Here is a 26,020-nt window from a genome sequence, read left to right as displayed (position 1 = left end):
GATATATGCCATGCACCATAATTTATAGAGTAAAACCAAAAACAAAAAATAATCATTATCTATTATTATGTTATCTTAATAATAAGAGAATATTTTTTTAATAATTCCTAGATAAGATTTTTCTCTTTTAAATAAACCGTTAATGAAAAATGAAAAAAATCCTATTAGCTTTACTCATTTCGCATACTTTAACTGGCTGTGATTTCGATACAGACGACGATACACGAGAATCAGAACACAACCTTACCCAAGAGAGTACATTAAAGGTGGGTATACTCCCTGACACGCAAGCAGATGGTGTTACCGTGGCGGAGCATACTATGAGAGCCGTATTGGATAAGCACCTAGAAAATGGCGTAAATGTCGTGATCGCTGTCGGCGATCTAGTCGATCAAGGCAATCAATCTGAATTTGAAAGCTGGACTAGCATCGCGCGTGAATACCAAGAAAAAGGGCTTGAGTTCTTACCTCTTATGGGTAACCACGAAGAGTCGTATAGTTTCATGGTGGATTGGATTGACTATATGTCTGAGTTCATTCCCAAAGATGCAGTCCACCAACCTAAAAAAGAATGGATCAATTACTACGTAAAACGTGAAAATGTATTGATGATTCAGATTTCTTACTGGGAACTCGCCTTTGCTTATGAATGGATAAAGCAGGTAGTGGCTGAACACCGAGATGATGTTGAACATATTTTCATCAATAGCCATGATGGTCTTATCGGGGCTAAGTATGGCCAAACTCGGGAGCTGATTGTTGAAGGGAACAAAAACGATGTACGCGGAGAGCTACTTGAAGAGCGCTGGGATGAAATCAGAGAGTTCTTCTTCCAAAACGACATTATTTGGAACCAAGGCCATGAACATTTATACCAACGTTCAACAATTGATGCACCTGAATATCTGATCGATACAAAAGGCTCCACCCCAACAGGCGGTAACTATCGTATTCCTGTTTACACCCAAGTAATTTCTGGCAACGCATCATATAAAGGCTACAACTTTCGCTATGGAGAGCGAGATTTTGTCCAAAACATCATCCAAATGAAAATGGGGACTTTTGATGACACTTCAGAACATTTTGATGTCAACGCACCTCAATACACCATAAGTGGTGAACGCATAACCTATGAGGCTTTCGTTACACCTCACACCATTAAAAACAATAGTGAAGGACCTAAAGAGCTACAAACACCGGACTGGATCCTGATGGATAAATTTGATCGCACGACAAACCGCTGCGAAAAAATTGTCGATGCCATCACAATCGAAGCCAAAATGGAGACGGGAGATGCTCGTCCTGATGGGCATGATTTCTCCTTTAGAACGACGCCATGCGTTGACTCAAATCAGCTACATGCCCGTATTCTTGGTGGGCAAAATACATTATTCAATAGAGTCATTAATGCTGAAACAGCAATTGGTTGGGATGAACAAAGTCGAGCGAAAACACCAAGCGCACTATGGGCAAGAATGCATAACTACTTGTACCAAGATCATGAACCATGGACACCCAATTTTAATGCTAAAGAACGTGCTGTAGAAGGTATTATTGATAATACTGAATTTAAAATTCCACCGACTTCCATGGATATGAAAAAGCACATCACTCTAAGCTGGGATGACACCACTACCAAAAACATGCTGTCTGATGTATTAATTATATCCGGAATGACAACCCATACAGGGACCTATCAAGATGCCAATGGTGGCCGCTTAGACATTGAAGTCGAAGAAGGAGTCAAAACCACTCATGATGATTGGGATAAACCTGCCGAGCCAATGCCTAGCAACGCCACAAAGGATTGGGATATCAACCAACAAAAAGCCGTTGCGTACAGTGTAGAGTTCGACTTACCTCAATCCCAAACAGTTGATAAGGTAGCTTTAGCCACGTATAAAGATAATCAATGGGTTCCCATGGTATCAAAAGACTGTGTGTTGACTTTACCATACGAAGATACCTACTTGGATACTCCACCCAATACGGGAACAAATTGTGATAGTGAGTTGATTGTTGGTTACGATGTCGATAAACACGCTTTTTGGACGATCTTGCATGATGATGCTGAATTAGCTTTGATAAAACAATAATCATGTCAGTAAAGACCTGTGTAATAAGCACTACACAGGTCTTAATTCTAGCTAACAAATATGAACTCGATCACTTATCGACATTACCACTTTAAAATAGCTATTTGCCATTCCATCTGATGTCTCTTCCTTTCCTCCTAACTCATCCCTACGAACTCAAATCGCAGTGCTTTCGCTTTCTGGCTGTCTGGAAAGATGGTTTCGAGTTTCTTCGAGGTAACCGATAAATGTGGGCCCAGTACCCCTTTGATCACTGAGCGTGTATCTGTGGTCGGTTTGAGATCACGCCCTTGATATAAGTCAGCTTCCGCCAACCCTGGCCAATGGCCTAGTACTTCTCCGCCTTTAATTGCCCCACCAGCCACGAACATTACATTCGCCGTACCATGATCCGTCCCCTTGGTGCCGTTTTCACGCGCAGTACGGCCAAATTCGCTCGCGGCTATCACAACTGTCCGTTGCCATTGCTTGCCTAGCGCTTGTTTTAGAGATGCTAGACCAGCATCCAATAGCTTCAACTGATTACTCAATCTACCGTTAACACTGCCTTGATTAGCATGGGTATCCCAGCCTCCCAACTCCAAAGCCGCAATATTAGGCCCTGCTGGATCAGCCAAAATTTCTCCAGTCTTCTGCGTTAGGGATTGAAACTGCTTACCCACACCTCCGTCCCCCATCAGCTTGTCGATTTTCATCATACTCTCAAAGTTAGACGACAAGGTGGCGTCAGATTGAAGCAGTTGTTCAAGTAGCTCCGTTTGACGCTCTCGTGTTTTCAGTCGGTTTGGATACCAACTGTCGACTCTAGCTTCTCCCTGCATGATAAGTGGAAGGCCAGAGTCAATGGCAATGGCCTGATTCCGGCTTTCAATACTTAGCAATCGGTTGAGCCAACCTTCCGCATAGAAGGGATCTAATGTGCCATTTTCAAGTATCTTCTGACCATCAAAGTGGGAACGCTCTCGATAAGGAGTGGCACATGCATGAACAAAACTGATCTCCCGTGCCTGATACCACTGGTGACAAGCTTTAAGAGCAGGGTGAAGGCCAAAAAAGCCATCTAAGTTCAGTAACTGCCCCTCATGGAGCCCAATGGTTGGCCTAAGCGACGCATATGCTTTATCACCATAAGGCACCACCACATTTAGACCATCCATCGCACCACGCAGAGATATCCAGATAAACAGGTTGTCGGAACGTGATTTGGCAAACACAGGCATGGGTAGCAATGAGCTCATACTCAGTGCAGCAGCACTTTGCAAGAAGCGGCGTCTATTAGGCAAGGTGGATGACATCATGATTCTCCTTAGCGATACTGAAACTGCGGACTGAGCCAAAATAGCGATAGCTGCATCATTGGGTTCTTGGTTTTACTCAGTACCAGCTGAGTATGTTCATCCAGGTAGGCGCCATAGAGCTGTGAGATCACGTCATCGACCATTTTTTGCGGTTGGATGTTACTCGCTTTAGCCTGCTTGACCGCTTTGGCCGCCAACATATTAGCGACTTGTAACCTCTGTGTTAGAGCAGAAGGACTATTGTAGTCTTTGTCTCGGTCTGGCCAACCTGCGGGGGAGCCCGGATTGAATGCCGGCTGCCCTAACACATTCAACACATTCATCGCTTGTTTATCACTGATACTAATTTGCGCGCTGCGCAGAACAGCAAACAACCATTCTTTAGGCGTACGAAATCGCATCGGCTCAGCGGAACCTGCTGGCTCACTTTCGATCAACACTTGGTATACAGGACGCAGCTCTCCTGCAGATTTTAAATAAGCATTAGCCATTGCCGCCTCAAGTTCAGGGTAGGAGCGACCAAAGAAATGTTGGCATAATTTAGTCGCTAGGTGCTGCGCGGTATCAGGATGCAGCGCTAACGCTTGGAGGCAAGCTTCGCCTTGTTCTATTCCTTTTTGCGCATAAGTGCGGCCCATAACCTTCACCGCCCCTGGCTCATGCATGCTCGGTACAAAGCGAAAACCGACATCAGGTGATTTGAGTTTGATGCTCCAACCAGAAATCGCCTTTGCTAGTTCAATCACGTCCTGCTGCGTATAAGAGCTATCGACGCCTAGGGTATGAAGTTCAAGGATTTCACGAGCCAGATTCTCATTCAACCCTTTACCACGTCGTTTGCCAAGCTTGGAGTTAGGGCCGGTCGATGCCTGATTATCCAAATACATTAATATCGCTGGGTGCTTTGATACGCCCATGAGCATATCGCTGAAGTTACCACTCCAGTGTTGACGAACAACATCGTTCTCAATTTTGGAAGCCAGTGGCATCAAGCGTCGATTGTCGACGGATATGGCGAAATGATTGCTCCAAAACTGGATTAAGCGTTCTTGAAATCCGTATGGAGTATGAATGCTTTGTTGATGCCGAGCTTCGATCTGCTGGCGATAGTGCTGACGATAAAAAGCCTGAAGTTGCTCTTGCAGCTCACGCTTTTTCACCTCATCATTTTTAACTTTGGCGCGTTGCGCTTGGCTTTCACCAAGTTGAGTCAGAATCTCTTTGGTACTTGGTAAGGCTTGAATGCTAGGGTGAAGATAACTCACACCCTCTAGCTGATGCACCAGTGGTGAGGTCGGTCTTCCTAATTGAGGACCAAACCCAAATCTTTGTTCTGCAAGGATCTGCTCGTTTGGATAATAATTCATAACGCACTTCCTGATACGACATACTGTAAGAGTATTCTGCCTCTGTCAGGAAATGATGAGTTTTACCAAGTTTCAATCCGCTTAATGTCAATTTTTCGTTTTAGTGAAAATACCAGTCACTCACTAATCTATTAGGGAAGAAACCATCACCCGAGTATTTAGAGCGCAAATCTAGTATTTGCGCTCATCTTCCAAAGCTTACTTCAACTTGTAAAACACCGTCGCTAATGGTGGCAATCTGAGGGACAACGACTGTGGCTGGCTTTCACTCTCAACCATTTCTGTCACCGCACACTGTTTCACCTCATAACCACTACCCTTATAGCACTGGTCATCGGTATTAAGCAGCAGTTCATACTCACCCGCCAATGGCACACCCAGTCGGAACTTATCGTGAGGAACAGGGGTAAAGTTGGTAATAACCAAAATGCGCTCCCCATTATCGCTTAAACGTTCGTGGGCAAGAATGGAAGACTCAGCCGCATCCTGCAAACGCCATTCGAAACCACGTGGTTCACAATCCAGTTCATGCATCGCACGTTCAGATGTATACAACTTATTCAGATCGCGAGTGAGCGCTTGCACACCTTGATGACGTTCGAATTCCAGCAGGAACCATTGCAGTTGATCGTCGTGATTCCATTCAGCCGTCTGACCAATCTCTGCTCCCATGAAGTTGAGCTTCTTACCCGGTTGGCCGTACATGTAACCAAGATAAGCGCGCAAATTCGCCGTCTGTTGCCATTCGTCACCTGGCATTTTGTTGTGAATCGACCCTTTGCCATACACCACTTCATCATGTGACAAAGAAAGAACATAGTTTTCGCTATGTGCATAAACTAGCGGAAACGTGATGGTATCGTGGTGGTATTTTCGATGAACAGGATCTTCTTTGATGTAGGAAAGCGAGTCATGCATCCAGCCCATATTCCACTTAAAGCCGAAACCCAAACCGCCCATAAAGGTTGGAGCAGAAACCCCTGGGAATGCCGTCGATTCTTCCGCAATAGTCATCGCATTCGGGAAGTACTTATACACTTCCTCATTCATCCATTTTAGCGTTGCAATGGCATCATAGTTTTCATTGCCACCATCGACATTTGGGATCCACTGATCATGGCTTCGCGAGTAATCAAGGTAAAGCATCGATGCGACAGCATCCACTCGGATACCATCAATATGGAATTGCTCAAACCAGTACAGAGCATTAGATACTAAGAAGCGACGCACGTGCTCACGGCCTAAGTCGTAAATGTAGGAATTCCAGTCCTGATGCCAACCTCGTCGCGGATCCGGATCATGGAAAAGCGGTGTACCGTCGAAATTGGCCAGTCCGTGATCGTCGGAAGGGAAATGAGCTGGAACCCAGTCTAGCACCACACCAATTTCAGCTTGGTGACACTGATCAACGAAATATTTAAAGTCATCCGGCGAACCAAATCGGCTGGTAGGAGCAAATAGCCCCACAGGCTGATAACCCCAAGAACCGTAGAATGGATGCTCAGAGACGGGCATTAACTCAACATGGGTATAACCCATATCGACCAGATAAGGAATAAGCTGATCAGCCAGTTCACGGTAATTCAAAAAATCGCCATTAGCATTACGACGCCATGAACCCGCGTGAAGCTCGTAAAAAGACAACGCTTCCTTACGCTTTTCAGTAACCGGTCGGCTTTGCCACTGAGTATCTTGCCAGTCGTAGCGAGAGTGATCATAAGTTACCGATGCAAAGGAAGGATACTGTTCCGCATACGCTCCCCAAGGGTCAGCCTTATGCGGTAGGCCTTCACCATTTGGCCCTTTCAACTCAAATTTATACTGAGTCCCTTCTTTCAAGTTCGGAATAAAGATGCCCCAAATACCATAATCGAGGCGCTGCATAGGCGTTCGTCGACCATCCCACTGGTTAAACTCACCCACCAAACTACATGCCGAGGCATGAGGGGCGTATACCAGAAAACGAACGCCCGAGATTTGTTTACCACCACGCTCTAAAGTCACAAACTGTGACCCCATGTGATGGTACATGTCTTTAGGCGTATGCAGATCATCATACTCTGCATAGATAGTATGATATTGGTAGGGATCATCGACGATCTGCTCTGAGCCTGACCAATGAACAGCAAGCTGATAATGCGTTTGAGTTAAATCTCTTTCTTGAGTCAAGATAAAACCGGACGCATCTTCGCGTTCAAGCTCGATTCTATCTTCGCCGTCAATCACTAATTCAACCTTGTCCGCACCGGGCATCCACACCCGTAACCCACCTTGCTTAGGTTCAAGATATGGACCAATAAAAGAAAATGGATCCGCAAACGAAGCATGCGAAAGTTGGTTATACAATCTGGTTTTCTTATCTAATGTTGCCGCTTTCAAGTTATTCTCTCCCTAACCTAACTTTCTGAAAATAGCCGAAAGTCTGCTTACATCTTTGAGGTGGATCATTGCGGACGGCAACGCTGACTAACAGGCGTTTAAATCGAAGCGCAACGTAAACAGCTTCTGGTTTTTATAAACAAAAGCCCGCTAAAAATGCGGGCTTAATATAGCATCTAAAAGTTTACCGCATTCCGGTTTAACATAGAGTGATAGAGTCGATATTTTTCTATGTTATCCGCGATAAGAGCCTGTTAATTACTCGCTTTTGCGCGAACTTCCGTCAACTTATGGGCAATGCGATTTACCTCTTCACGAGCAAATACTTCATCCAAATTCATTGACAGTTTACGACGCCAGTTTGGATACTCATCAACCGTGCCTGGAATGTTGACCGGCTTATCCATTTCCAACCAATCTTCTAACTGAACACTGAGCAATGTTGATGAGCCTGCAGCTACGTGCAATTGCAAAGCCTCAGCCAGATACGAGTCCATAGGAACGTACTGCGCATCTCGGCCCACACCTTCCGGAAGGTAGCCGTGCCAAGCCACAGAATCCAAAATACCTTGTTTACTTTCCAAACGATCTGCGAACAGGTTCTTTAATTGCTCTGGATCTGGGTACAGACCCAGCTCTTCGCCCATCTTTAAGTCATCACAGTGCCAGAAGCCACGTAAAGTCGGCATATCATGCGTACATAGCGCAGACATAGACTGCTCAGCATAATGAGCTGGTGAAATGTAACCACCGTCGTCTTCTGACGTTTCGAAGAAGAACACTTTGTATGAATGAACACCTGCATCACGCAAAATCTCCACGATTTCATCTGGCACTGTACCTAAATCTTCACCAATAACGCTGCATTGATGACGATGAGATTCCAGCGCAAGAATCGCTAGCATATCTTCCACGGGGTAGTAGATGTACGCACCTTTGGTCGCATTTTCACCTTTAGGTATCCACCACAAACGCAACAAGCCCAAGACATGGTCAATACGCAGTGCTCCACAATGCTTCATATTGGCACGCAGCAGTTTGATGTAGGCATCGTAACTGGTTTCCTGAAGCACTTGCGGGTTAAGCGGCGGTAAGCCCCAGTTTTGGCCCAGAGGGCCCAGAATATCTGGCGGAGCACCAATGCTGGCGTCCATCACAAGATTGCCGTCATCAGCCCAGGTTTCAGCGCCTGAATCAGCCACACCAACCGCTAAATCACGGTATAGGCCGACAGACATACCTTTCTCTTCAGCTAATGCCTGAGCTTCATTAATTTGGATATCCGCAATCCATTGCAGGTACATGTACAGATGAACCTGATCGAGATTCTGTTCAATAAACTTTTGGACAGCGGTATTTTCAAAACGGCGGAATTCATCTGGGAAAACTGGCCAGCCCCAAACATTAGCATTTTCAGCATGCAAAGAGGCATGTAGAGCATCAAATGCAGCCTGATGCATCAGGCTATCGCCCCCTTCTTCAACAAACGCTAGGAAAGTTTGAGCGCGCTCGGTGTTCTTATCCAAGTGGCGCTTCTTGAACTCATCAAACAGTAGCGGAAGGACGCTCAACTTGAGATCCGCCACTTCGGTGTAATTCACCCAATGCGATTCACGCGCTTTTTGTAAGCGCTGCTGGAATTCAGCACTGCCAACACGCTGTTGCGCTTCGATACTCAATGCAAACTCAGGTACAGAACTAACATCAATGTATAGGATATTTAACCAACGGCGTGACGACGGGCTATATGGGCTGGCGCCTTCAGGGTTTGCCGGGAATAATGAATGAATTGGGTTTAGGCCAACAAAATCACCGCCCCGGGAAGCAATATCAGCCACCAGCTGTTTCAGGTCACCAAAGTCACCCATTCCCCAGTTATGTTGTGTGCGCAAAGTGTAAAGCTGAATGCTCGGGCCCCACATTTTTTTGCCACTTTCGATGTCATCCTGTTTGTAACAAGCTCTCGGTGTGACAATCAGAGTCATCTCATAAGGGGACTTCCGACGTTTGCGAGTGATCGTCAGCTTGTGGTAACCCCAAGCCAAATCACTCGGTAATGTAAACACTAAAGGGCCACCCTCTTTACGTTCATCGCGAACGATTTGAGACTGAAGATAGCCTTCAAGTACCTCTCCCTGCTCGGTATCTAAACGCCAGCTGAACTCGCTTTCACGAGCACTTGCGCCAAGATTAAGTTCCACTTCCACTGGCTCACCATCACGGACCACCAGCACTGAATCCAGCACATCTTTCTTGTGTTTTTTCTCTGCCGATCGCAGAAGAGTATCATCATTCGTCGTGTCGTAGCCTAAAGACGTCAATAAGTAGCGAATCGTTTCTTCGTCTACTTTTGCCTCATCTCCCCACGCGCTAACGTAGCTGTCGGCAATTCTTGCCATTTCAGCGACTTGTTGTAATGCGTTTTGTTCTTTCATCGCTCTCTCCGAAGGATTCAGTAACCTTCAAATGTAGGGTTTTTATTTATTTGTAATTAAGAGAGCCAAGGCTTAATAGCCTTGGCTTATTTCGGTGGAATTAGCGCTTAACCGCTTCTAATTTCCAGATATTGTTTACATAATCTCGAATTGAACGGTCTGACGTAAACTTACCAACCAAGGCCGTGTTAAGAATGGCTTTCTGAGCCCAACCCGCTTGATCTTTATATTGTTTGCCCATGTCTTCATGTGCTTGCACGTAAGAAGCAAAGTCAGCCAAACATAAGTACGGGTCACCGCCATCAAGCAAGCTGTCAAACGTTGCACGTAACAGACCAGGTTGACCTGGGGTGAACTCTTCGCCCAACAGTAGGTCAAGTGACGCTTTTAGTAGTGGGTCCGCGTGGTAGTAGTCATAAGGGTTGTAACCTTGTGCTTTAAGCGCTTGTACACCGTCAACGTCTAGACCAAAGATATAGATGTTCTCATCACCCACTTCTTCACGAATTTCAACGTTCGCACCGTCCATAGTACCGATAGTCAATGCACCGTTAAGCGCCATTTTCATGTTACCCGTACCTGATGCTTCTTTACCTGCTAGAGAGATTTGTTGAGAAACGTCAGCCGCTGGAATGATGATTTCCGCCATGCTTACGCGGTAATCTGGAATGAATACCACTTTCAGCTTATTACCGATACGAGGGTCGTTGTTGATCTTCTCAGCAACCTTGTTCACCGCGAAGATGATCTCTTTCGCTAGGTGGTAACCCGGCGCCGCTTTAGCTGCGAAGAAACAAACACGTGGCGTACATTCGAACTCAGGTTCGTTAATGATACGGTGGTATAGAGACAAGATGTGCAGCAGATCTAGGTGCTGACGCTTGTACTCGTGCAGACGCTTGATTTGCACGTCAAAGATAGCATTAGTATCTAGCTCGATACCCATGTTCTCTTTAACCCAATCCGCAAGACGCTGTTTGTTTTGCTTCTTAACGGCCATGAACTCTTTTTGGAATTTCGCATCGGTTGCAAACTGAGCAATACCTTCAAGCTGTTCAAGTTTAGCTGGCCACTCAGTACCAATCTTGTCTGAGATTAAGTTAGATAGACCCGGGTTACAGAACTTCAACCAACGACGTGGCGTAATACCGTTTGTTACGTTAGTCAGTTTGCCTGGGAAGATTTCATTAAACTCAGGGAACAGATCTTTTTTAACCAGTTCAGAGTGAAGTGCTGCTACACCGTTGACTTTGTAAGAACCAATCACACATAGGTTTGCCATACGAACCATGCGGTTGAAACCTTCTTGGATGATAGACAGCTTAGCTTGTTTCTCACCATCACCAGGCCACATTTTACGTACGTCTTGTAGGAAATGGTGGTTGATTTCGAAAATGATTTCCATGTGACGAGGCAGTAGACGCTGAATGAGCGACTCTGGCCATGTCTCTAGAGCTTCTGGAAGTAGCGTATGGTTGGTGTAGGCAAACGTGCTTGCACTGATTTCCCACGCTTTGTCCCAAGATAGACCTTTCTCATCAATCAAGATGCGCATCAGCTCTGGGATAGCGATGGTTGGGTGCGTATCGTTTAGCTGGATAGTTTCTTGCTTAGGAAGATCGGCCAGTGCAAAACCTGCGGCTTCATGGCGACGTAGAATATCGCGTACCGATGCCGCTGAGTGGAAGTACTGCTGCATTAGGCGTAGAGTCTTACCCTTCTCGTGGTTATCGTTCGGGTAAAGAACTTTGGTGATGTTGCCAGCATCAATTAACGAGTGCTGCGCTTCAAAGTAATCACCGTTGTTAAAGCTTGCTAGTGAGAATGGTGCAATCGCCTGACATTCCCAAAGACGTAGCGGGTATACTGTATCTGATTCGTAACCAACGATTGGCAGATCCCAAGGCATTGCTTTTACTGTCATGCCAGGGACCCACTTGCGAATTTCTTTGCCATTCTCGTGGCTGACTTCTACGTGACCGTAGAAACCAATTTCTTGTGCCAATTCTGGACGAGCGACTTCCCATGGGTAGCCTTCAACACCACGCCATGCGTCTGGTGCTTCTTTTTGACGGCCTTCTTCAAATGATTGCTTAAACAAACCGTACTCATAGTGCAGACCGTAGCCGACCGTTGGGAATTCTTGTGCCGCACAGGAATCCATAAAACATGCCGCAAGACGACCTAGACCGCCGTTACCTAGTGACGGGTCGCGCTCTTCTTCAAGTAGATCAGTTAAGTTATGACCTAGGTCAGCCATCGCATCAGTGATCTGCTCGTATAGACCCATGCTGATTAGGTTGTTACCTGTAAGACGACCGATTAGGAATTCTAGAGAAAGGTAGTTAACGCTTTTCGCGCTTTGAATCTTTGGGTCTTGTTCAGTTTTTAGTAGATCCAATGTCGTTAGCTCAGCCAAAGCTCGACCCATCGCGAGGTACCAATCACGCGGAGTCGCAGTCGCTTCCGTCTTTGCGTAAGTAGTCGATAGATGCTGCTTCACGCTTTCTTGGAACAAAGCTTTATCAAATTTTTTCTGTTGCGTAGGTTTCATTAGAGAAATCTCACTTATCGGTTTTAATCCATCTGAGACATATCGTGCATTGACATGACAACCAAAACATCCTCCTATATCGACAGCTCATTAGGAGGAGGATGCAGGGCGTAGAGGGCGTATGACCAGAAGCTCAGTGATCTAACTCCCAAATCAATTGGGCTCAAACCTTCGCTCTGGTGATAAAGATCACACCATCAACGAAATTCACCTTAGCCTTGGTGTATGAACCTTAGGTGTCCATATTCTCAATAATTTGAACAATATGCTCACCTGATCACATATTGAGCGCTAAATTCACGCAAGTTACATAGTTTTTGGTGCAGAAGAAGGTATAAGTCGCACTTATAAATCCTACTAAAATAGATTTAGATCACAAAACAAGGGCGTAGATAAGAGGAAAGTGTGAAATACGCGAAAATCTGGCGGTTGATCAATAACTGTCGCTATTGTTCTCAAGTAACATCCCTGTCATTAGGTCTAATTGACTAAGTTTTAATCAACATACTCCGAATAAAGATTGGTATTTGAGAGTATTTCAGAACAGGGAAAAGAAGATGTGGATTCCTTCGAAATTAACCCGTCCAGGGCGTTTACACAACGCAATTGTCCGCCCAAGAGTTCTCGATTTATTACAGCAAGCCCCCTGCTATAAACTCATTCTTTTCCGTTCGCCCGCAGGGTATGGCAAAACAACCATGGCATCACAGTGGTTAGCCGACAAAACCAACACGGGCTGGTACAGTATAGATGAGAGTGACAACGATTCATTCCGCTTTATCAACTATCTGATCCAAGCATTAAACAAGGCCACGCACAACGCTTGTCCGAATTCTCAGAAACTGGCTGAAAAGCGCCAGTTTTCTTCACTTCACTCACTATTTAGTGAAGTGTTCGCTGAAATCGCCAATTTTCACCAAGAGTGCTATCTGGTCTTGGATGATTACCACCTTATCTCTAATGATGACATCCATGAAGCGCTCCGTTTTTTCCTCAAGCACATGCCGGATAACCTTACGCTGGTCGTCACCAGTCGCGCAACACCACCGTTAGGGACTGCAAACCTGCGTGTTCGCGACCTCATGATCGAGATTGGCGATGACCTTTTAGCATTTGATACCGAAGAAACCACTCGCTTTTTTAATCAACGAGTGGCTGATGGCATTGACGACGCGACTGCCGACAATTTACGAAATTATGTAGAAGGCTGGCCGTCAGCGCTGCAATTAATCGCACTGCAGGCGCAGCATCAACACAAAACCTTAGCTCAGTCTGCTGAATCCTTTTCTCAATTTAATCACGCTCACCTGTGGGACTATCTGGTTGAAGAAGTGTTCGACCTCTTGGATACAGAAACACGTTTATTTCTACTGCAATGTTCTGTACTTGATCACTTTAATGATGCTCTGGTATCGACTTTGACCAAACGTGATGACGCTCTCAGCATGATTGAGTCACTCAACCGCTACGGCTTATTTATCCACCCACTTGAAGGCGAACAAAACTGGTATCGCTTCCACAACTTGTTTGCTGAATTTCTCGCTCACGAGCGCTCTGCTCGTATACCTCAGCAAGAGCAAGAACTGCATCAGACTGCGGCTCAAGCATGGTTAAAGCTTTCTTCTCCTCACCAAGCACTTCGTCATGCTCAAAAAGCAGGAAACCGCCAACTGACTGCCGACATCTTGAGCCAGTATGGCTGGAAAATGTTCAACAGCGGCGAGCTTCAAACTGTCGAAAAAGCGATTAACACCCTCGCCCCTGAACAACTCTATAGTGAACCGAAATTGTGCATGTTGCAGGCCTGGTTAGCGCAAAGTCAGCACAGGTATAACGATGTTGGTGACCTGCTATCCAAAGCGGATGAGCAAATGAAAGCCTTCAACGTCACATTAAGCACCAAAGAGCAGGGAGAGTTTAACGCCTTACGTGCTCAGGTCGCGATTAACCAGAACGAACCAGAAAAGGCACTGGAGCTGGCTGAACTGTCTCTTGGACAGCTCGACAGCACAGTGTATCGCAGTCGCATTGTCGCAACGTCCGTTGTTGGTGAAGTGAACCACGTGTTAGGCCATCTGAGTCGCGCACTGCCTATGATGCAGCAAACCGAAAAGCTGGCTCGCCAGTATCAGGTTTACCATCAAGCGTTATGGGCGATGCTTCAGCAAAGTGAAATTCTCATTGCTCAGGGCTATGTACAGGCTGCCTTTGAAGTACAGGAAAACGCCTTCAAGCTAATCGAGGAGCAGCAACTACAGCAAGTTCCAATGCATGAGTTCCTGCTACGTATTCGTGCACAGATTTTCTGGTGTTGGAATCGTCTCGACGAAGCCGAGGAATGCGCATATAAAGGCTTAGATGTACTGGGTAATCACAGTCCAAGTAAGCACTTACATAGCTACTCTATGCTGGCGCGCATCGCTATTGGGCGTGGTGAGTTAGACAAAGCCAACAAGTTCATTGAGCAAATTGTTCACCTGCTGAAGCAGTCCACCTACCATGTTGACTGGACGGCGAACGCTTCGTTGTCTCTGATTCTGTTCTGGCAGGCGCGAGGCGATATGGAAGCCATTCAACATTGGCTAGAAACCACACCTCGCCCAGAAAAAGCGTGTAACCATTTTACTCAACTCCAGTGGCGCAACATCTCCCGTGCACAAATCAATCTGGGTATGTTTGATGAAGCGGCTGAAACGCTTAAATTCCTTCAAGAACAAGCGAATCACAACAGTCTGGTCACCGACAATAACCGTAACCTGATTGTTGAAGCGGTACTGGCGACCACACAACAAGATGAAGAGCGCGCCAAGTTACTACTCAAACAAGCACTGGAACTGACGAATCAGACGGGTATTTTGGGTAACTTCCTCGTTGAAGGTGGCAAAATCGGTCATATTCTCGAAAAGCTGGTCAACAAAAACGAATTGGGTGATCTTGAACGCCATCGCGCTCAGCAGTTGCTTAAGGACATATCGACGACTCAACGTAGCCGCTCGGTTCACTTTGATGAAGAATTTGTTGAGAAGCTGGTTAACCATCCGAATATTCCAGAGCTGGTTCGCACCAGTCCACTAACTCAACGTGAATGGCAGGTACTTGGCCTGATCTATTCTGGCTTTAGTAACGAGCAAATTGCTCAGGAGTTGGATGTAGCGGGCACCACAATCAAAACTCATATTCGTAACCTGTACCAGAAACTCAATATCGCGAATCGAAAAGAGGCGATAAAAACAGCAGAAAACCTTCTGCAATTAATGGGTTACTGATACTAGTACTAGGCCCTCAATCTCAGCAAAAAGCCCTGACTATCAGGGCTTTTTTACATCTGCTCAACGCCAGAAGCATGCATCAGCTTCAAATGCCGCTGTAATGCCGCAAAGCTCTGCTCCCGAAACCATCGATGGGCAGGATCTTTTTGATGCCGACTGTGCCACAGCAGATAGTAGCTATGCTTGGGCAAATCAAAGGGCAATGGTTTTACAACGTAGTCAAACCGATTAGAAAAATAGCCCGCCAAATGCAAAGGCGCGGTAACCAGTGCGTCACTCTGACAGACTAATTCCATTGCCGCAGTGAACGATGGCACCCTAGCGATCACCTTACGCTGAACCTTGCGATGTTCAAACTGCTCGCCCACATACTGACGCATCTCTCGCATACCATGCACCATCACATGGGAAGCACTAAAATAATCATCCATTTCAAGGCTAGCGTCAGCCAATGAATGATTACCAGACATCAGTACTACATATTCATCTTCAAGCAATTTTTTGCCGTAGATATTCTCAGGAAAGTAGTCGAGTGTGGTCGCCAGTACATCAATCGGGCTGTCACCCAGAACGCTGACATGCTGATCTTGCCACAGCTCTCCATTTACCCCTGCGTTTGGGGCCAATCTAAGCAGTTCAGCAGACACCAGAGGCACACTCGATTCAGACAAAAATGCCGTGTAGGCCAGTCTGAACTCTCTTTGACAAGCATGAGGCAAAAATGCTTCCACCGCATAAAGCTCATCCAATGACCCAATCAACTCAGGCAGTTGAGCGAGTAACTGCTGGCCTCTGGCACTGACTACAAACTGTTTGCCTTCACGAATCAAAATAGGGTCATCAAAGGCCGTTCTTATCTGGCCCAAGGTTCGGCTCATCGCTGACTGAGTGACATTGAGCTGCAGTGCAGCCTCGGTCAAGCTACGAGTTCGGAGCAGCACCAACAATGGGCGTAGCAGTTTGTAGTTATTCATATCACCTTCTTAGAATCACAAAGACTTAAGCATCCATACATCGCAGCCGTTATGCAAAGTACCCTCAAGAGGCGCAGTAAGGTGTTCGAATTCCAAGCTTTCGTAGAGTCGCACCGCCGCAGACATATTGGACAAAGTGTCCAGATAGCAACGTTCAAAACCTTGTTGCTTAGCAAAGTCTAAACAGGCCAACGACAAGGTTTTTCCCAAGCCAAGCCCTCTACTCTCTTTAAGTAAAAAGAGCTTCTTCAATTCACACGTTTGCTCATTTTGCCCAAAGGGCGCAACGCCACATCCACCAACAACTTTGTCGTCTAAGAGCGCAACCAAGTACAAGCTGCGGTTTTGCTCGTGATAATGCTGACTCATATTGTCGACCTCAGCGTCAGACGGTCCAAACCCTTCTCCCACAGCACCATACTCTTTGCCGACCTGCTTGATTATCTGGCAGATCGCTGCGTCGTGTTGCGCTGTGATAGGCACTATACGAAGGTTTTCTTGGCTCATAGTCATCTCTCTTCAATATCATCTTGGACAGCTGCTAAGGTAAAGCCAATCAAGAATGAATTAAAATCACTTTAAGTCATACTAATCATGATAAAAAGTCATCATTTAAAGTTTAGTACTCCCTTCTCATCCCTTAGGGTTTACATTGTAAATTCATCTGAATTACATTTTCTCACTAGGATTAAATACCTGACAGCTACGACAACTGGAACCAAGTCACATTCTGACGCTATAAACTCAAAGCTTTGGTCAGCCTATTCTTGCACTCTCCCATAAGCCTGCCAGAATGAAAATCATCAGTATAATGAATGAGATATAAACAATGGCTTGGTTGAGAAAACGGCTTCTTCCTGCTGCAATTGTGGCAGCCCTTACTCCTATGAGCTCGGCTTACGCCGATATCGGTGATACCCCAGTGATCGGTGGGCTATTTAACTCAACAGAAGTACTGAAAAATCAAATCACCTCTTCATTGTCCTACTCGACGCGCTTTGCTCGTGATACGACTCTGTTTACCATTGGCGGACTGACTCTAGAAACCTACCTACTGACATTGCCACTTGATGCAAGAACGAAAGGTCGAGTCATGGCACAGATCGCTGATCCGACTTATTCCATTCCTCTCGGCTATTTTCTTTATCAGTTCTACGATCGCTACACAGGAATAAGCAATGACGATGAATTTAAAGCCTACCTGCAAACTGTGTATGACAAACAAGCTCTGAAAGGCTTTGAGCACTCGCTCTTTGCTCTGGAGGAGAAAGCCAAAAAAGAGCCTAAGCAACACGCTAAAGACCAGGCTCACCACGAAGGCATCCAAATTAATGGTCAGTTTATGGCGGCCATGGTGACCGTATATGACGCTTTGGTTCAGATTGGCGAATGGCAAGATATGGATCGGCTGCCTGAGCAATACACATATCTGACCAAGTCACCTGAGGATTTAGCGCTGGTCGCCAAAATTCAACCTATCGTGGTTGGCATCATGCAACAAGCCGCCTCGGGGATGGAAGAGGGCGACATGAAACAGGCCATACTCGGCATTGTGGCCGATGGTGCAGCAGGCAGAGCCAGCGAACCGAATAACAAAGCGCAAGCGTTAACCATTACCTTAATTGATTTTGTGCGTCTCAATGTGCTGAAAGCCTATCGCCAATTTATCTACCAAGATGAGAGACAAAAACGTCTTAATGACTGGCTGCAAAACGCGTTTGACGATCACCCTCAACAAGCAATTGAGTTTCTCGAGTCACAGCAGAACCGCCGCTTTGCTGTTCAGGTAACGGTCGACGGGTTGCAACAAGGGTTAATCGAAGGATTGGTTGATCCAGATAAACCTTTTCTTTCCCACGCTTACCAGCAACATACTAAGAGTACTGAGTTCGGCAGCCCTGTCGCAACAAGCAGCCCAGAGCACGTTCAATCCATGCGTTTTCTTCAGGTTCTATCAGAACAAACGTATCGTGATCCATATTACTTACCGTTCTTCAAACGACTTTATCAAAACCATACCGACTCCATTGCTCGGGTAGGTATCTCTTCCACACCGACGATTAGCGTAAGAAACCTGCCTATCATCAAAACAGGGGCAAAAGTCTCTGGCGAACAAGGAACAGGAATCCCGAATTTCCACTTTGTCGACCGAAACGAAGACAGAGCCTATTACTTCTTTGGTAATGATGCCCTTCAACTTGATCGCTTAATGCAGGCCAATCAGGTTCAGACGATGTTTGATCGACTGGTTCACATGAAAACGCTTAACTGTAACGCCCAATATGACTGGAATGCTCACACCAGTTACGACGGTCTGGTTAACCTTGGTGCAGGCGAAGCACTACGTGACTTTGGTGAGAAACGTTGTTTGAGAGAGCTGAATGAAAGAGCTGAAGTGGAAAACGTGCTAACGAAGCAGCGTCAGTCCCTCATCGATAACCTTCAAAGCTATCAAGAGATACCGCTATGGGACTTCTACACCAAGCTGACCCGAAAATGGAAAATTGAACAGGACATCGCTACTTATGCAGAGCTTGATGGGCAAGGGATGCCAGATTACGCTCTGATCTACAATCCGTGGCCGGATCATTTTGCCCACTTTGTTGGTCCTTTTAGCGATGAAATCATTATGCCAACAGGTGAACTCAACCGCCTCGATTACTGGATACGTCAAATTGAACAAGCGTACAAGGACGCCGGCATTTACCAGCAGACACTCTGGGGAATGGCGGGGGACCATGGTTTATCTCCGGTCTACTACACCTTAAATCCGGAGAAAGCGATCTTTGAGCCACTTTCGGAATCACTCGACTACCCTCTAGTGATCAAGAAAATCTCATCTGATGAAGGCGAAGGACCAAAGATCACCAATGCATTAAATTATCCGAGTAACCAAGGTGTTGATGTGGTGGTAGCCTCTACCGCTGGCGGTAACTTCATGATGGATATGTTTAATTCGCAATCGGGTTGGCAAACACAACCTGTCTATTCGGAGCTGACCAACTGGACACCGGTCAATGCACCACAAGGGGAAAAGCTGGACATCATTGCCGAGTCAGTAGAAAAGCTTTCAGATAGTCTCGACTACCTGGTCGTCAGAGAATCAACCTGCGATGAAACAGAGTGTCAGGTACGTTTGGTCGCTCAGCGTGACGGCAAACGAATCGATGAGCTCATCATCAAACAAGGAGAGCGCTATTTCTACAAAGCCAATAGCAAAACAGCGTTACTGGAAGTCAACAAACTCAACCCTTATCTGCCTTCACCAAATCAAGCAAAGCTTGAGACGTTTGCTCAGTTGGTCAATCAATGTGTCAACCGAGCAGGCATCGACAACCCACAAAGCTGGTGTGATGAAATGCAATGGCGCGAACTAACCCAATTTACGCCTAGGCCTGATTCCGTCGTACAACTCGCCAAGCTTTACGCCGAACCGCGAGCAGGTACAGTGAATTTATTCCCTCGAGAAGGGATTGGCTACAACACGAAAGTTCCGGGCCGTCACGCAGGCGAAAGCTATTTGGAGAAGGACGCCTTTATCGGATTTTGGGGCGCTCCAATTGGCAAACAAGCTACGCCACTGAGTAGTGAGGAGAACGGCTCTCTGGCTCCGACTCTGTATCAATACCTGACTGGAGATGACGTTAAAGCCGGAGAAAATGGTTGGGGATATCCATCATTGCTTAGCAAACTCGATATTCACTAAGCCTCCTTCACAACAGAAAGCAATAACAAAAAAGCGCCTTACGGCGCTTTTTCAGTTATCTGGAAATCAGAATTTTTTCGGTGCGTAACCAGTCATGACTTCAAGTCTCAGCTCTTTACCCAGCTTAGTCATTGGGTGAACCACGATTAGACCTTTGACTGACCTTTTCAGCTTACCCATGTCTGCTTGTTCTTCTTTAGTAATTGCACGTGAGAACGGCATGTCAATCAAGCTCTTACGCTCTTTGTTCATGTCGTATTTCTGTTTGCTTTTCATCACGTGAATTTTTTTGCTTAGCTTATCTGCTTCGTCAGTGAACTTAGTCACCATTTCCTGATCACCACGAGATTTCGCCGCATCCAGCTTACGCTGACACTTGTCCAGACGATTGTGAAGGTTTTGAAGTTCTTGCTTAGTGCTCATGGTATTGATCTCATTGAAACAGAAAAGGGCGGCGAGTGTAGCACAAGCTGACTCGCTGCCCTAATTTTAGTCGTTAGGAGAGTTTTTGGTCGTAATCTTTACTGACTTTCTGCAGTCACTCAAAATCAGTTTGAGTAAAATACCTCAATACTTCATTTAACGATCATTTTCATCGACAAGTCTCCTTTCGAAGCGCGATTCAACGCAAAGTAACGTTTTTTATGTCAATATTGAGTCAGCATATTAAATATACAGATAGATTGAGTTTGCCTATGTTTAAACACCTTTTCCCGCTGGCAATTGTTGCTATAACGACAGCGATCACGCCGGCGGCATATGCCGCTAAGAAGAACATTCAGATCCAATATCTGCCTCCCACTAACCAAGCCGAAGGGAAAATGAAAGCAGACCTTGAAGCAAACGGAGTCAACGATACCGTAATAGAGCTGTCAGATACGCTGTTTCCATTCAACAAGACGTTAACCATTCAATATGGTAGTAAAGATGGGCCACTTTATGATCCAGAGCAGCACACGGTGCATATGCCTTATCACTTCTATCAGGAAGCGCTGAATTACTTTATCAAGAACAAGTACGACGAAAAGTACGGTAAAGAGGCAAAATTTGGAGCGATGGACACGGTTTTGCATACTCTACTCCATGAGGCCGGGCACGCTTATATCTCCGATCAGAACATTCCTATTCTCGGTAAAGAAGAGGATGCCGTAGACAATTTTGCTGCGATTTTAATGATCGAATATTTAGACGGAGGTGATGAAGCCGCTATCAGCGCTGCCGATATGTTTGCTTTTGAGTCCGATGACAGGCCAGACTATTACGACTTTGGTGAATACATCGATGAACACAGTTTTGACTTGCAACGCTACTTCTCAACTTTATGTTTGGTTTACGGCAGTGATCCTGAAAAGCACAGCAACTTGCTCGATGAAGTAGAAAATGATTACTTGGCTGATCGAAAAGATTTTTGTGTTTTCCAGTACCAGTCGCTCAGCGATAACTGGCACACTTATCTAAAAGAGCCTGTGGCTGATCAATGAAGTCGCGTATACGTAGAAGATGGAAAAAGGATAAACCTATGACTCAACTTACAATTTTCTACGATGGTACCTGCCCACTGTGTGTGAAAGAAATGGAACGCCTTGCACACTACGACAACCAGCAGCATTTGATGCTGGTTGATATTCACTCCGACAACTTTCTACATTATCCAGATATTGACGCTCAACGTGCGGCTAAAATTCTTCACGCACTGGATAATAATGGAAGGCTATTGCTTGGCTTAGACGTAACTTATCGTGCATGGAAACTGGTTGGCAAAGGCTGGTTGTACGCACCATTGCGTTGGAGACTCATCCGTCCAGTTGCTGATTGGTGCTATATCAAATTTGCTGACAACCGATACACCATTTCTAAGTTGCTGACTGGAAAGCGGAAATGCGATTCCGGTCAATGTTTCAGATAAAACATAACGAATACCAAGCATTAAACACTAATTAACCTATCAAGATTCACAGTCCTGCGTCGATAAATTGGCTAGTCTTAAAGAATAAACGTTTGGGCGAATACGCTTCTTCTGCTTGTTAATAAGCGTGATTTAGCGTGTATAGCCCAAATTAATAACAACAGGCGTTTCATGCCAGATGCAGCTCTGACAATGTAAAAACGCCAAAGACCTTTCAGAGACAGGATGTTTGTATGAGTCTAACGATTAGAAGTCGCCTATATATTTTGGCGCTTGTTCCTTTACTGGTCATCGCAATAGGCATGCTTGGATTTACTTATGTAAAAACCAGTGAACTCAATGATCAGCAAATCGAAGTTACCCGCACCAACATGATGAACATGAAGAAAGCGGAACTGAGAAACTATCTCCAAATGGCGAAATCTGCCGTTCAACCTTTTCTCGACAGAGGTGCCAGCTTAGAAGAAGCGTACCCGACTCTAAAAACATTAGAATACGGTAAAACTGGCTATGTATTTGGTTATGACTCTAAAGGTATCCGTAGAGTACAAGGTCAAAGTTCTAAAGGTATTGGTGATAGCTTCTGGAACCTACAGGACAAACAAGGTAATTACCTAATTCAAGATCTCATCCGTAACGCTAAAACAGGTGAGTTTACCACTTACTACTTCCCTAAACCGGGAGAAACCGAAGCATTACCTAAGCTGAGTTACTCTATATTTATTCCTGAATGGGATTTGATGCTAGGTACAGGTTTCTATACCGACGACATCGATGCCATTGTGGCTGAAATGGAGAATGCGACCACGGAAGCGCTACAGGAAACCCTTTCTGCCATCATTTTGTTCTGTATCGTGATCGCGGGTATCGTTGCCGCCTTCGCCGTGGCCGTGAACCGAACCATCCTGAAACCACTAGAACTGTTCGATGCTTCGATCAGTTCTTTTGCCAGCGGAGACGCTGACCTCACCGCCCGCATGGAAGACTTCAAAGCACCAGAGTTTTCCCAGCTTAGTAACAACTTCAATGCATTTGTTGCCAGCTTACAAACCATCATTCGCAGCGTGAGTGATGTCGGTCAGCAAGTCGTTGCAGAAACAAGCAACATGTCTAGCCGGGCCGCTAAAGTGGACGAGTTAGCATCAGGCCAACGTGAAGAAACCGAGCAAGTCGCCACCGCAATGACTGAAATGACGACAACGGCATCCGAAATCTCAAACAATGCTAGCCAAGCGGCACACTCTGCTAAAGAGGCCGATGACAACGCGAAAGAAGCTCAGGGAATAGTGAACTCTGCCGCGCAATCTGTTGAAGCCCTTGCCGAAGAAGTATCTCAGGCGAATGGTGTCATTTCACGTCTTGAAGGCGATGTGCAGAATATTTCCTCATCTCTTGAGGTGATTCAAGATATTGCCGAGCAAACCAACCTATTGGCACTCAATGCTGCAATTGAAGCCGCACGTGCTGGTGAGCAAGGTCGTGGCTTTGCCGTCGTCGCTGATGAAGTGCGTAAGTTAGCCAGTCGTACCCAAGACAGTACTGGTGAGATCCACCAAATGATTGAGCAATTGAAAGCGGCATCAGATGACGCAGTCAGAGCGATGGAGTCAAGCCAGAAAAGAGGGGCAAGCACCGTTGAAGAAGCGAACGCTGCGGCACGAGCACTGGTTCAAATTCAGGAGTCCATTGGAACCATCATGGATATGAACTCTTTGATCGCAACCGCAACCGAAGAGCAAAGCTTGGTTGGTCAGGAAATTTCACAGCGCATAGTGGTGATTTCCGACCAGAGCTCACAATCGGCTGAACTGGCCAACGAAAACCGCTCAGGCAGCCAAGAGTTGAATCAACGCGCCAACGAACTGTACGAATTGGTAGACCGATTTAAGGTGTAACTCAACAAACTAATTGCTTTATCAAAGCCAGTAGGGCCATCCTGCTGGCTTTTTCTTTTTGTACCACTTTCTACCATAAAACATCCAATTACCTACGCCCTAATCCCACTCTTACCACGCGCTCACCCTTATCTATGCAAAATAAATCACTATTGCCTTAGCACGTAGATCCCACCTGATAGAGCAAAAGCTCTCATTTATGACTCCTATCCCACCATTCAAGAAATAGTAATAAGTCAATTTCAATAATTTTATAAACCACACGCAGATTTCTAGATTAACTAAAACAACAATATGCAACGACATGAATAAATGCATAGTTTGAAAATTGTAATCAGGTTCTCTTCGAACCATGAGAACCCATTTTGCATGCTTGTAGTTTGTAGTAGGCCATGTTCAACACTCTCTTTTACAATTCAAAGGAAGACAATATGTTTAAGAAATTATTAAGTTGTTGTATCGCCTCGACTCTTACAGTGATCTCAACCTCGGGGCTAGCACAACAAAACGAGGGAGGAGCCATCACATCAGACAACCACATGCTCGCGCCTTTAGTCACAGCGTCAGTAAAGACCGCAATTAAAAACCAATACATCGTCGTGCTCAAGCAGCCGATGACGCTCAGCAATGACGCCCAAGCACTTCAACAGTTCACTCAGCAAACCGTTTCTGGTTTAGCCAGCCAACACGCTTTAAAGATCGATAAAGTCTATGATCGTTCTTTAAGCGGTTTTGTTGCAACCCTATCAGCTGAGCAATTGAAAGCCCTTCGTGCTGATCAACAAGTTGATTTTATTGAGCAAGACCAAGTCATCTCACTTGACCCAGTTGTCTCTGCCAATGCCACTCAAACCAATCCAGTTTGGGGGTTAGACCGAATCGATCAGCGTGATTTGCCACTCAGCAACAGCTACACCTACAACTACGATGGTTCAGGTGTGACCGCTTATGTGATCGATACCGGTGTGACCAACACTCACGTCGAGTTCGGTGGCCGCGCGAGTTCCGGTTATGACTTCGTTGACAATGACAATGATTCCACCGACTGTAATGGCCACGGTACTCATGTAGCGGGAACGATTGGTGGTTCACAATACGGTGTGGCGAAAAACGTCAATATCGTAGGTGTGCGCGTACTGAGTTGTAGTGGCTCAGGTACGACTTCAGGCGTCATTGGCGGTGTGGATTGGGTAGCGGCAAACGCTTCTGGCCCATCGGTCGCTAACATGAGCTTGGGTGGTGGTGTCTCAACCGCGCTTGATCAAGCAGTTGCCAGCGCTGTTCAATCAGGCATCAGCTTTATGCTCGCAGCAGGTAACTCCAACGCTGACGCTTGTAACTCCTCACCGGCTCGCGAACCTAGCGGTGTGACTGTAGGCTCAACCACCAGCAGCGATAGTCGTTCAAGTTTCTCCAACTGGGGGAGCTGTGTCGACGTATTTGCACCGGGTTCAAACATTAAATCCGCTTGGTACGATGGCGGATACCGCACCATCAGTGGTACATCCATGGCAACGCCTCACGTAGCAGGTGTCGCAGCTCTGTATCTACAAGAAAACAACTCACTGTCACCTGCTCAAGTATCAACACTGATCAGCGAACGTGCGAGCGTAAACAAAGTCAGTGATACTAAAGGTACCGTGAATAAGCTGCTATACAGTCAAACTGACAGTGGTTGTGAACCAGATTGTGGTACACCTTCTCCAGATGGTGAACTGACTAACGGCACACCAGTGACTGGTATCAGCGGTAGCCGCGGTGAGCAGAAGCATTACTACATCGACGTGACTGCCGGTCAGACATTGACTGTCACCACTAGCGGTGGCACAGGTGATGCCGATCTCTACGTTCGCTTTGGCGCCAAACCAACGACTAGCTCTTGGGACTGCCGCCCATATCGCTACGGCAACAGTGAGACGTGTACAGTGTCTAGCACTCAAAACGGTCGCTATTACGTGATGCTTAATGGCTACACTAGCTTTAGCGGCGTCAGTGTCCAAGCTAACTACTAATTCAGCACCTCAACACATAAATGCCAGTCAGTGTTTGCTGACTGGCATTTTTTGATCCGACACATGGACAAGCCTGTTATTTTTAAGCAATTATACTTTACTCAATTCGGTAACCGCACTGACTTAAAA

Annotated in this window: 15 protein-coding genes; 7 read left to right on the top strand and 8 right to left on the bottom strand. The window is 45.9% G+C overall.

What is annotated here, in order from left to right; translation table 11 throughout:
* The first annotated feature begins 149 nt into the window (after positions 1–149).
* Positions 150–2,096, top strand: a complete 1,947-nt coding sequence (locus L1D23_RS18085; protein WP_239869632.1) for a metallophosphoesterase — start codon at positions 150–152, stop codon at positions 2,094–2,096.
* Positions 2,097–2,233: 137 nt separating this feature from the next.
* On the opposite strand, the gene L1D23_RS18080 is transcribed toward L1D23_RS18085, so the two are convergent.
* The 5 genes from L1D23_RS18080 to L1D23_RS18060 form a co-directional block, all read right to left on the bottom strand.
* The gene (locus tag L1D23_RS18080; protein ID WP_239869665.1) at positions 2,234–3,391 is read right to left on the bottom strand and encodes a DUF1501 domain-containing protein; all 1,158 of its coding nucleotides are present in this window, start codon (positions 3,389–3,391) and stop codon (positions 2,234–2,236) included.
* Between the two features lie 11 nt (positions 3,392–3,402).
* Entirely contained in the window at positions 3,403–4,761 is a 1,359-nt protein-coding gene (locus L1D23_RS18075) for a DUF1800 domain-containing protein (protein ID WP_239869623.1), read from the bottom strand.
* A gap of 198 nt (positions 4,762–4,959) precedes the next feature.
* A complete protein-coding gene (gene glgB, locus L1D23_RS18070) occupies positions 4,960–7,140 on the bottom strand; it encodes a 1,4-alpha-glucan branching protein GlgB (RefSeq protein WP_239869621.1) in 2,181 nt (726 codons plus the stop codon).
* Between the two features lie 254 nt (positions 7,141–7,394).
* Complete coding sequence (malQ, locus tag L1D23_RS18065; protein WP_239869618.1) at positions 7,395–9,575, bottom strand: 4-alpha-glucanotransferase; 2,181 nt, start codon at positions 9,573–9,575, stop codon at positions 7,395–7,397.
* Between the two features lie 100 nt (positions 9,576–9,675).
* On the bottom strand, positions 9,676–12,129 hold the full coding sequence (locus L1D23_RS18060) for a glycogen/starch/alpha-glucan phosphorylase (RefSeq protein ID WP_239869609.1): 2,454 nt from the start codon (positions 12,127–12,129) through the stop codon (positions 9,676–9,678).
* 557 nt (positions 12,130–12,686) lie between these two features.
* Here L1D23_RS18060 and malT point away from each other — a divergent pair.
* The gene (gene malT, locus L1D23_RS18055) at positions 12,687–15,395 is read left to right on the top strand and encodes an HTH-type transcriptional regulator MalT (protein WP_239869606.1); all 2,709 of its coding nucleotides are present in this window, start codon (positions 12,687–12,689) and stop codon (positions 15,393–15,395) included.
* Between the two features lie 53 nt (positions 15,396–15,448).
* Here the strand turns inward: malT and L1D23_RS18050 are convergent, their stop codons facing one another.
* Positions 15,449–16,372 (bottom strand): LysR family transcriptional regulator, encoded by a 924-nt coding sequence (locus L1D23_RS18050; protein ID WP_239869598.1) that lies wholly within the window; start codon positions 16,370–16,372, stop codon positions 15,449–15,451.
* A 15-nt stretch (positions 16,373–16,387) separates the two neighbouring features.
* Positions 16,388–16,879 (bottom strand): GNAT family N-acetyltransferase, encoded by a 492-nt coding sequence (locus L1D23_RS18045; protein ID WP_239869596.1) that lies wholly within the window; start codon positions 16,877–16,879, stop codon positions 16,388–16,390.
* 322 nt (positions 16,880–17,201) lie between these two features.
* Here L1D23_RS18045 and L1D23_RS18040 point away from each other — a divergent pair, with 322 nt between their 5' ends.
* Positions 17,202–20,078 (top strand): alkaline phosphatase family protein, encoded by a 2,877-nt coding sequence (locus tag L1D23_RS18040; protein WP_239869594.1) that lies wholly within the window; start codon positions 17,202–17,204, stop codon positions 20,076–20,078.
* A gap of 66 nt (positions 20,079–20,144) precedes the next feature.
* Here L1D23_RS18040 and L1D23_RS18035 read toward each other — a convergent pair whose 3' ends face one another.
* The gene (locus L1D23_RS18035) at positions 20,145–20,501 is read right to left on the bottom strand and encodes a YibL family ribosome-associated protein (protein WP_006961819.1); all 357 of its coding nucleotides are present in this window, start codon (positions 20,499–20,501) and stop codon (positions 20,145–20,147) included.
* 272 nt (positions 20,502–20,773) lie between these two features.
* Here L1D23_RS18035 and L1D23_RS18030 point away from each other — a divergent pair, with 272 nt between their 5' ends.
* The 4 genes from L1D23_RS18030 (at position 20,774) to L1D23_RS18015 (ending at position 25,891) form a co-directional block, all read left to right on the top strand.
* Complete coding sequence (locus tag L1D23_RS18030) at positions 20,774–21,559, top strand: DUF4344 domain-containing metallopeptidase (protein ID WP_239869586.1); 786 nt, start codon at positions 20,774–20,776, stop codon at positions 21,557–21,559.
* 38 nt (positions 21,560–21,597) lie between these two features.
* Positions 21,598–21,984, top strand: a complete 387-nt coding sequence (locus tag L1D23_RS18025) for a DCC1-like thiol-disulfide oxidoreductase family protein (RefSeq protein WP_239835791.1) — start codon at positions 21,598–21,600, stop codon at positions 21,982–21,984.
* 233 nt (positions 21,985–22,217) lie between these two features.
* The gene (locus L1D23_RS18020; RefSeq protein ID WP_239869584.1) at positions 22,218–23,879 is read left to right on the top strand and encodes a methyl-accepting chemotaxis protein; all 1,662 of its coding nucleotides are present in this window, start codon (positions 22,218–22,220) and stop codon (positions 23,877–23,879) included.
* A gap of 431 nt (positions 23,880–24,310) precedes the next feature.
* Complete coding sequence (locus L1D23_RS18015; protein ID WP_239869582.1) at positions 24,311–25,891, top strand: S8 family peptidase; 1,581 nt, start codon at positions 24,311–24,313, stop codon at positions 25,889–25,891.
* The last annotated feature ends 129 nt before the right edge of the window (positions 25,892–26,020 follow it).

The sequence above is a fragment of the Vibrio sp. Isolate24 genome (genome assembly GCF_022398215.1).
In the GTDB taxonomy this organism is placed as follows: domain Bacteria; phylum Pseudomonadota; class Gammaproteobacteria; order Enterobacterales; family Vibrionaceae; genus Vibrio; species Vibrio coralliilyticus_A.
This window is presented reverse-complemented; position numbering and strand designations above follow the sequence as displayed.

Coding starts and splice junctions, on each gene's coding strand:
- L1D23_RS18085 (WP_239869632.1), top strand. CDS start 150: ATGAAAAAAATCCTATTAGCTTTACTCATTTCGCATACTTTAACTGGC.
- L1D23_RS18075 (WP_239869623.1), bottom strand. CDS start 4,761: ATGAATTATTATCCAAACGAGCAGATCCTTGCAGAACAAAGATTTGGG.
- L1D23_RS18060 (WP_239869609.1), bottom strand. CDS start 12,129: ATGAAACCTACGCAACAGAAAAAATTTGATAAAGCTTTGTTCCAAGAA.
- L1D23_RS18020 (WP_239869584.1), top strand. CDS start 22,218: ATGAGTCTAACGATTAGAAGTCGCCTATATATTTTGGCGCTTGTTCCT.
- L1D23_RS18015 (WP_239869582.1), top strand. CDS start 24,311: ATGTTTAAGAAATTATTAAGTTGTTGTATCGCCTCGACTCTTACAGTG.
- L1D23_RS18045 (WP_239869596.1), bottom strand. CDS start 16,879: ATGAGCCAAGAAAACCTTCGTATAGTGCCTATCACAGCGCAACACGAC.
- L1D23_RS18025 (WP_239835791.1), top strand. CDS start 21,598: ATGACTCAACTTACAATTTTCTACGATGGTACCTGCCCACTGTGTGTG.
- malT (WP_239869606.1), top strand. CDS start 12,687: ATGTGGATTCCTTCGAAATTAACCCGTCCAGGGCGTTTACACAACGCA.
- L1D23_RS18040 (WP_239869594.1), top strand. CDS start 17,202: ATGGCTTGGTTGAGAAAACGGCTTCTTCCTGCTGCAATTGTGGCAGCC.
- L1D23_RS18080 (WP_239869665.1), bottom strand. CDS start 3,391: ATGTCATCCACCTTGCCTAATAGACGCCGCTTCTTGCAAAGTGCTGCT.
- L1D23_RS18050 (WP_239869598.1), bottom strand. CDS start 16,372: ATGAATAACTACAAACTGCTACGCCCATTGTTGGTGCTGCTCCGAACT.
- malQ (WP_239869618.1), bottom strand. CDS start 9,575: ATGAAAGAACAAAACGCATTACAACAAGTCGCTGAAATGGCAAGAATT.
- L1D23_RS18030 (WP_239869586.1), top strand. CDS start 20,774: ATGTTTAAACACCTTTTCCCGCTGGCAATTGTTGCTATAACGACAGCG.
- L1D23_RS18035 (WP_006961819.1), bottom strand. CDS start 20,501: ATGAGCACTAAGCAAGAACTTCAAAACCTTCACAATCGTCTGGACAAG.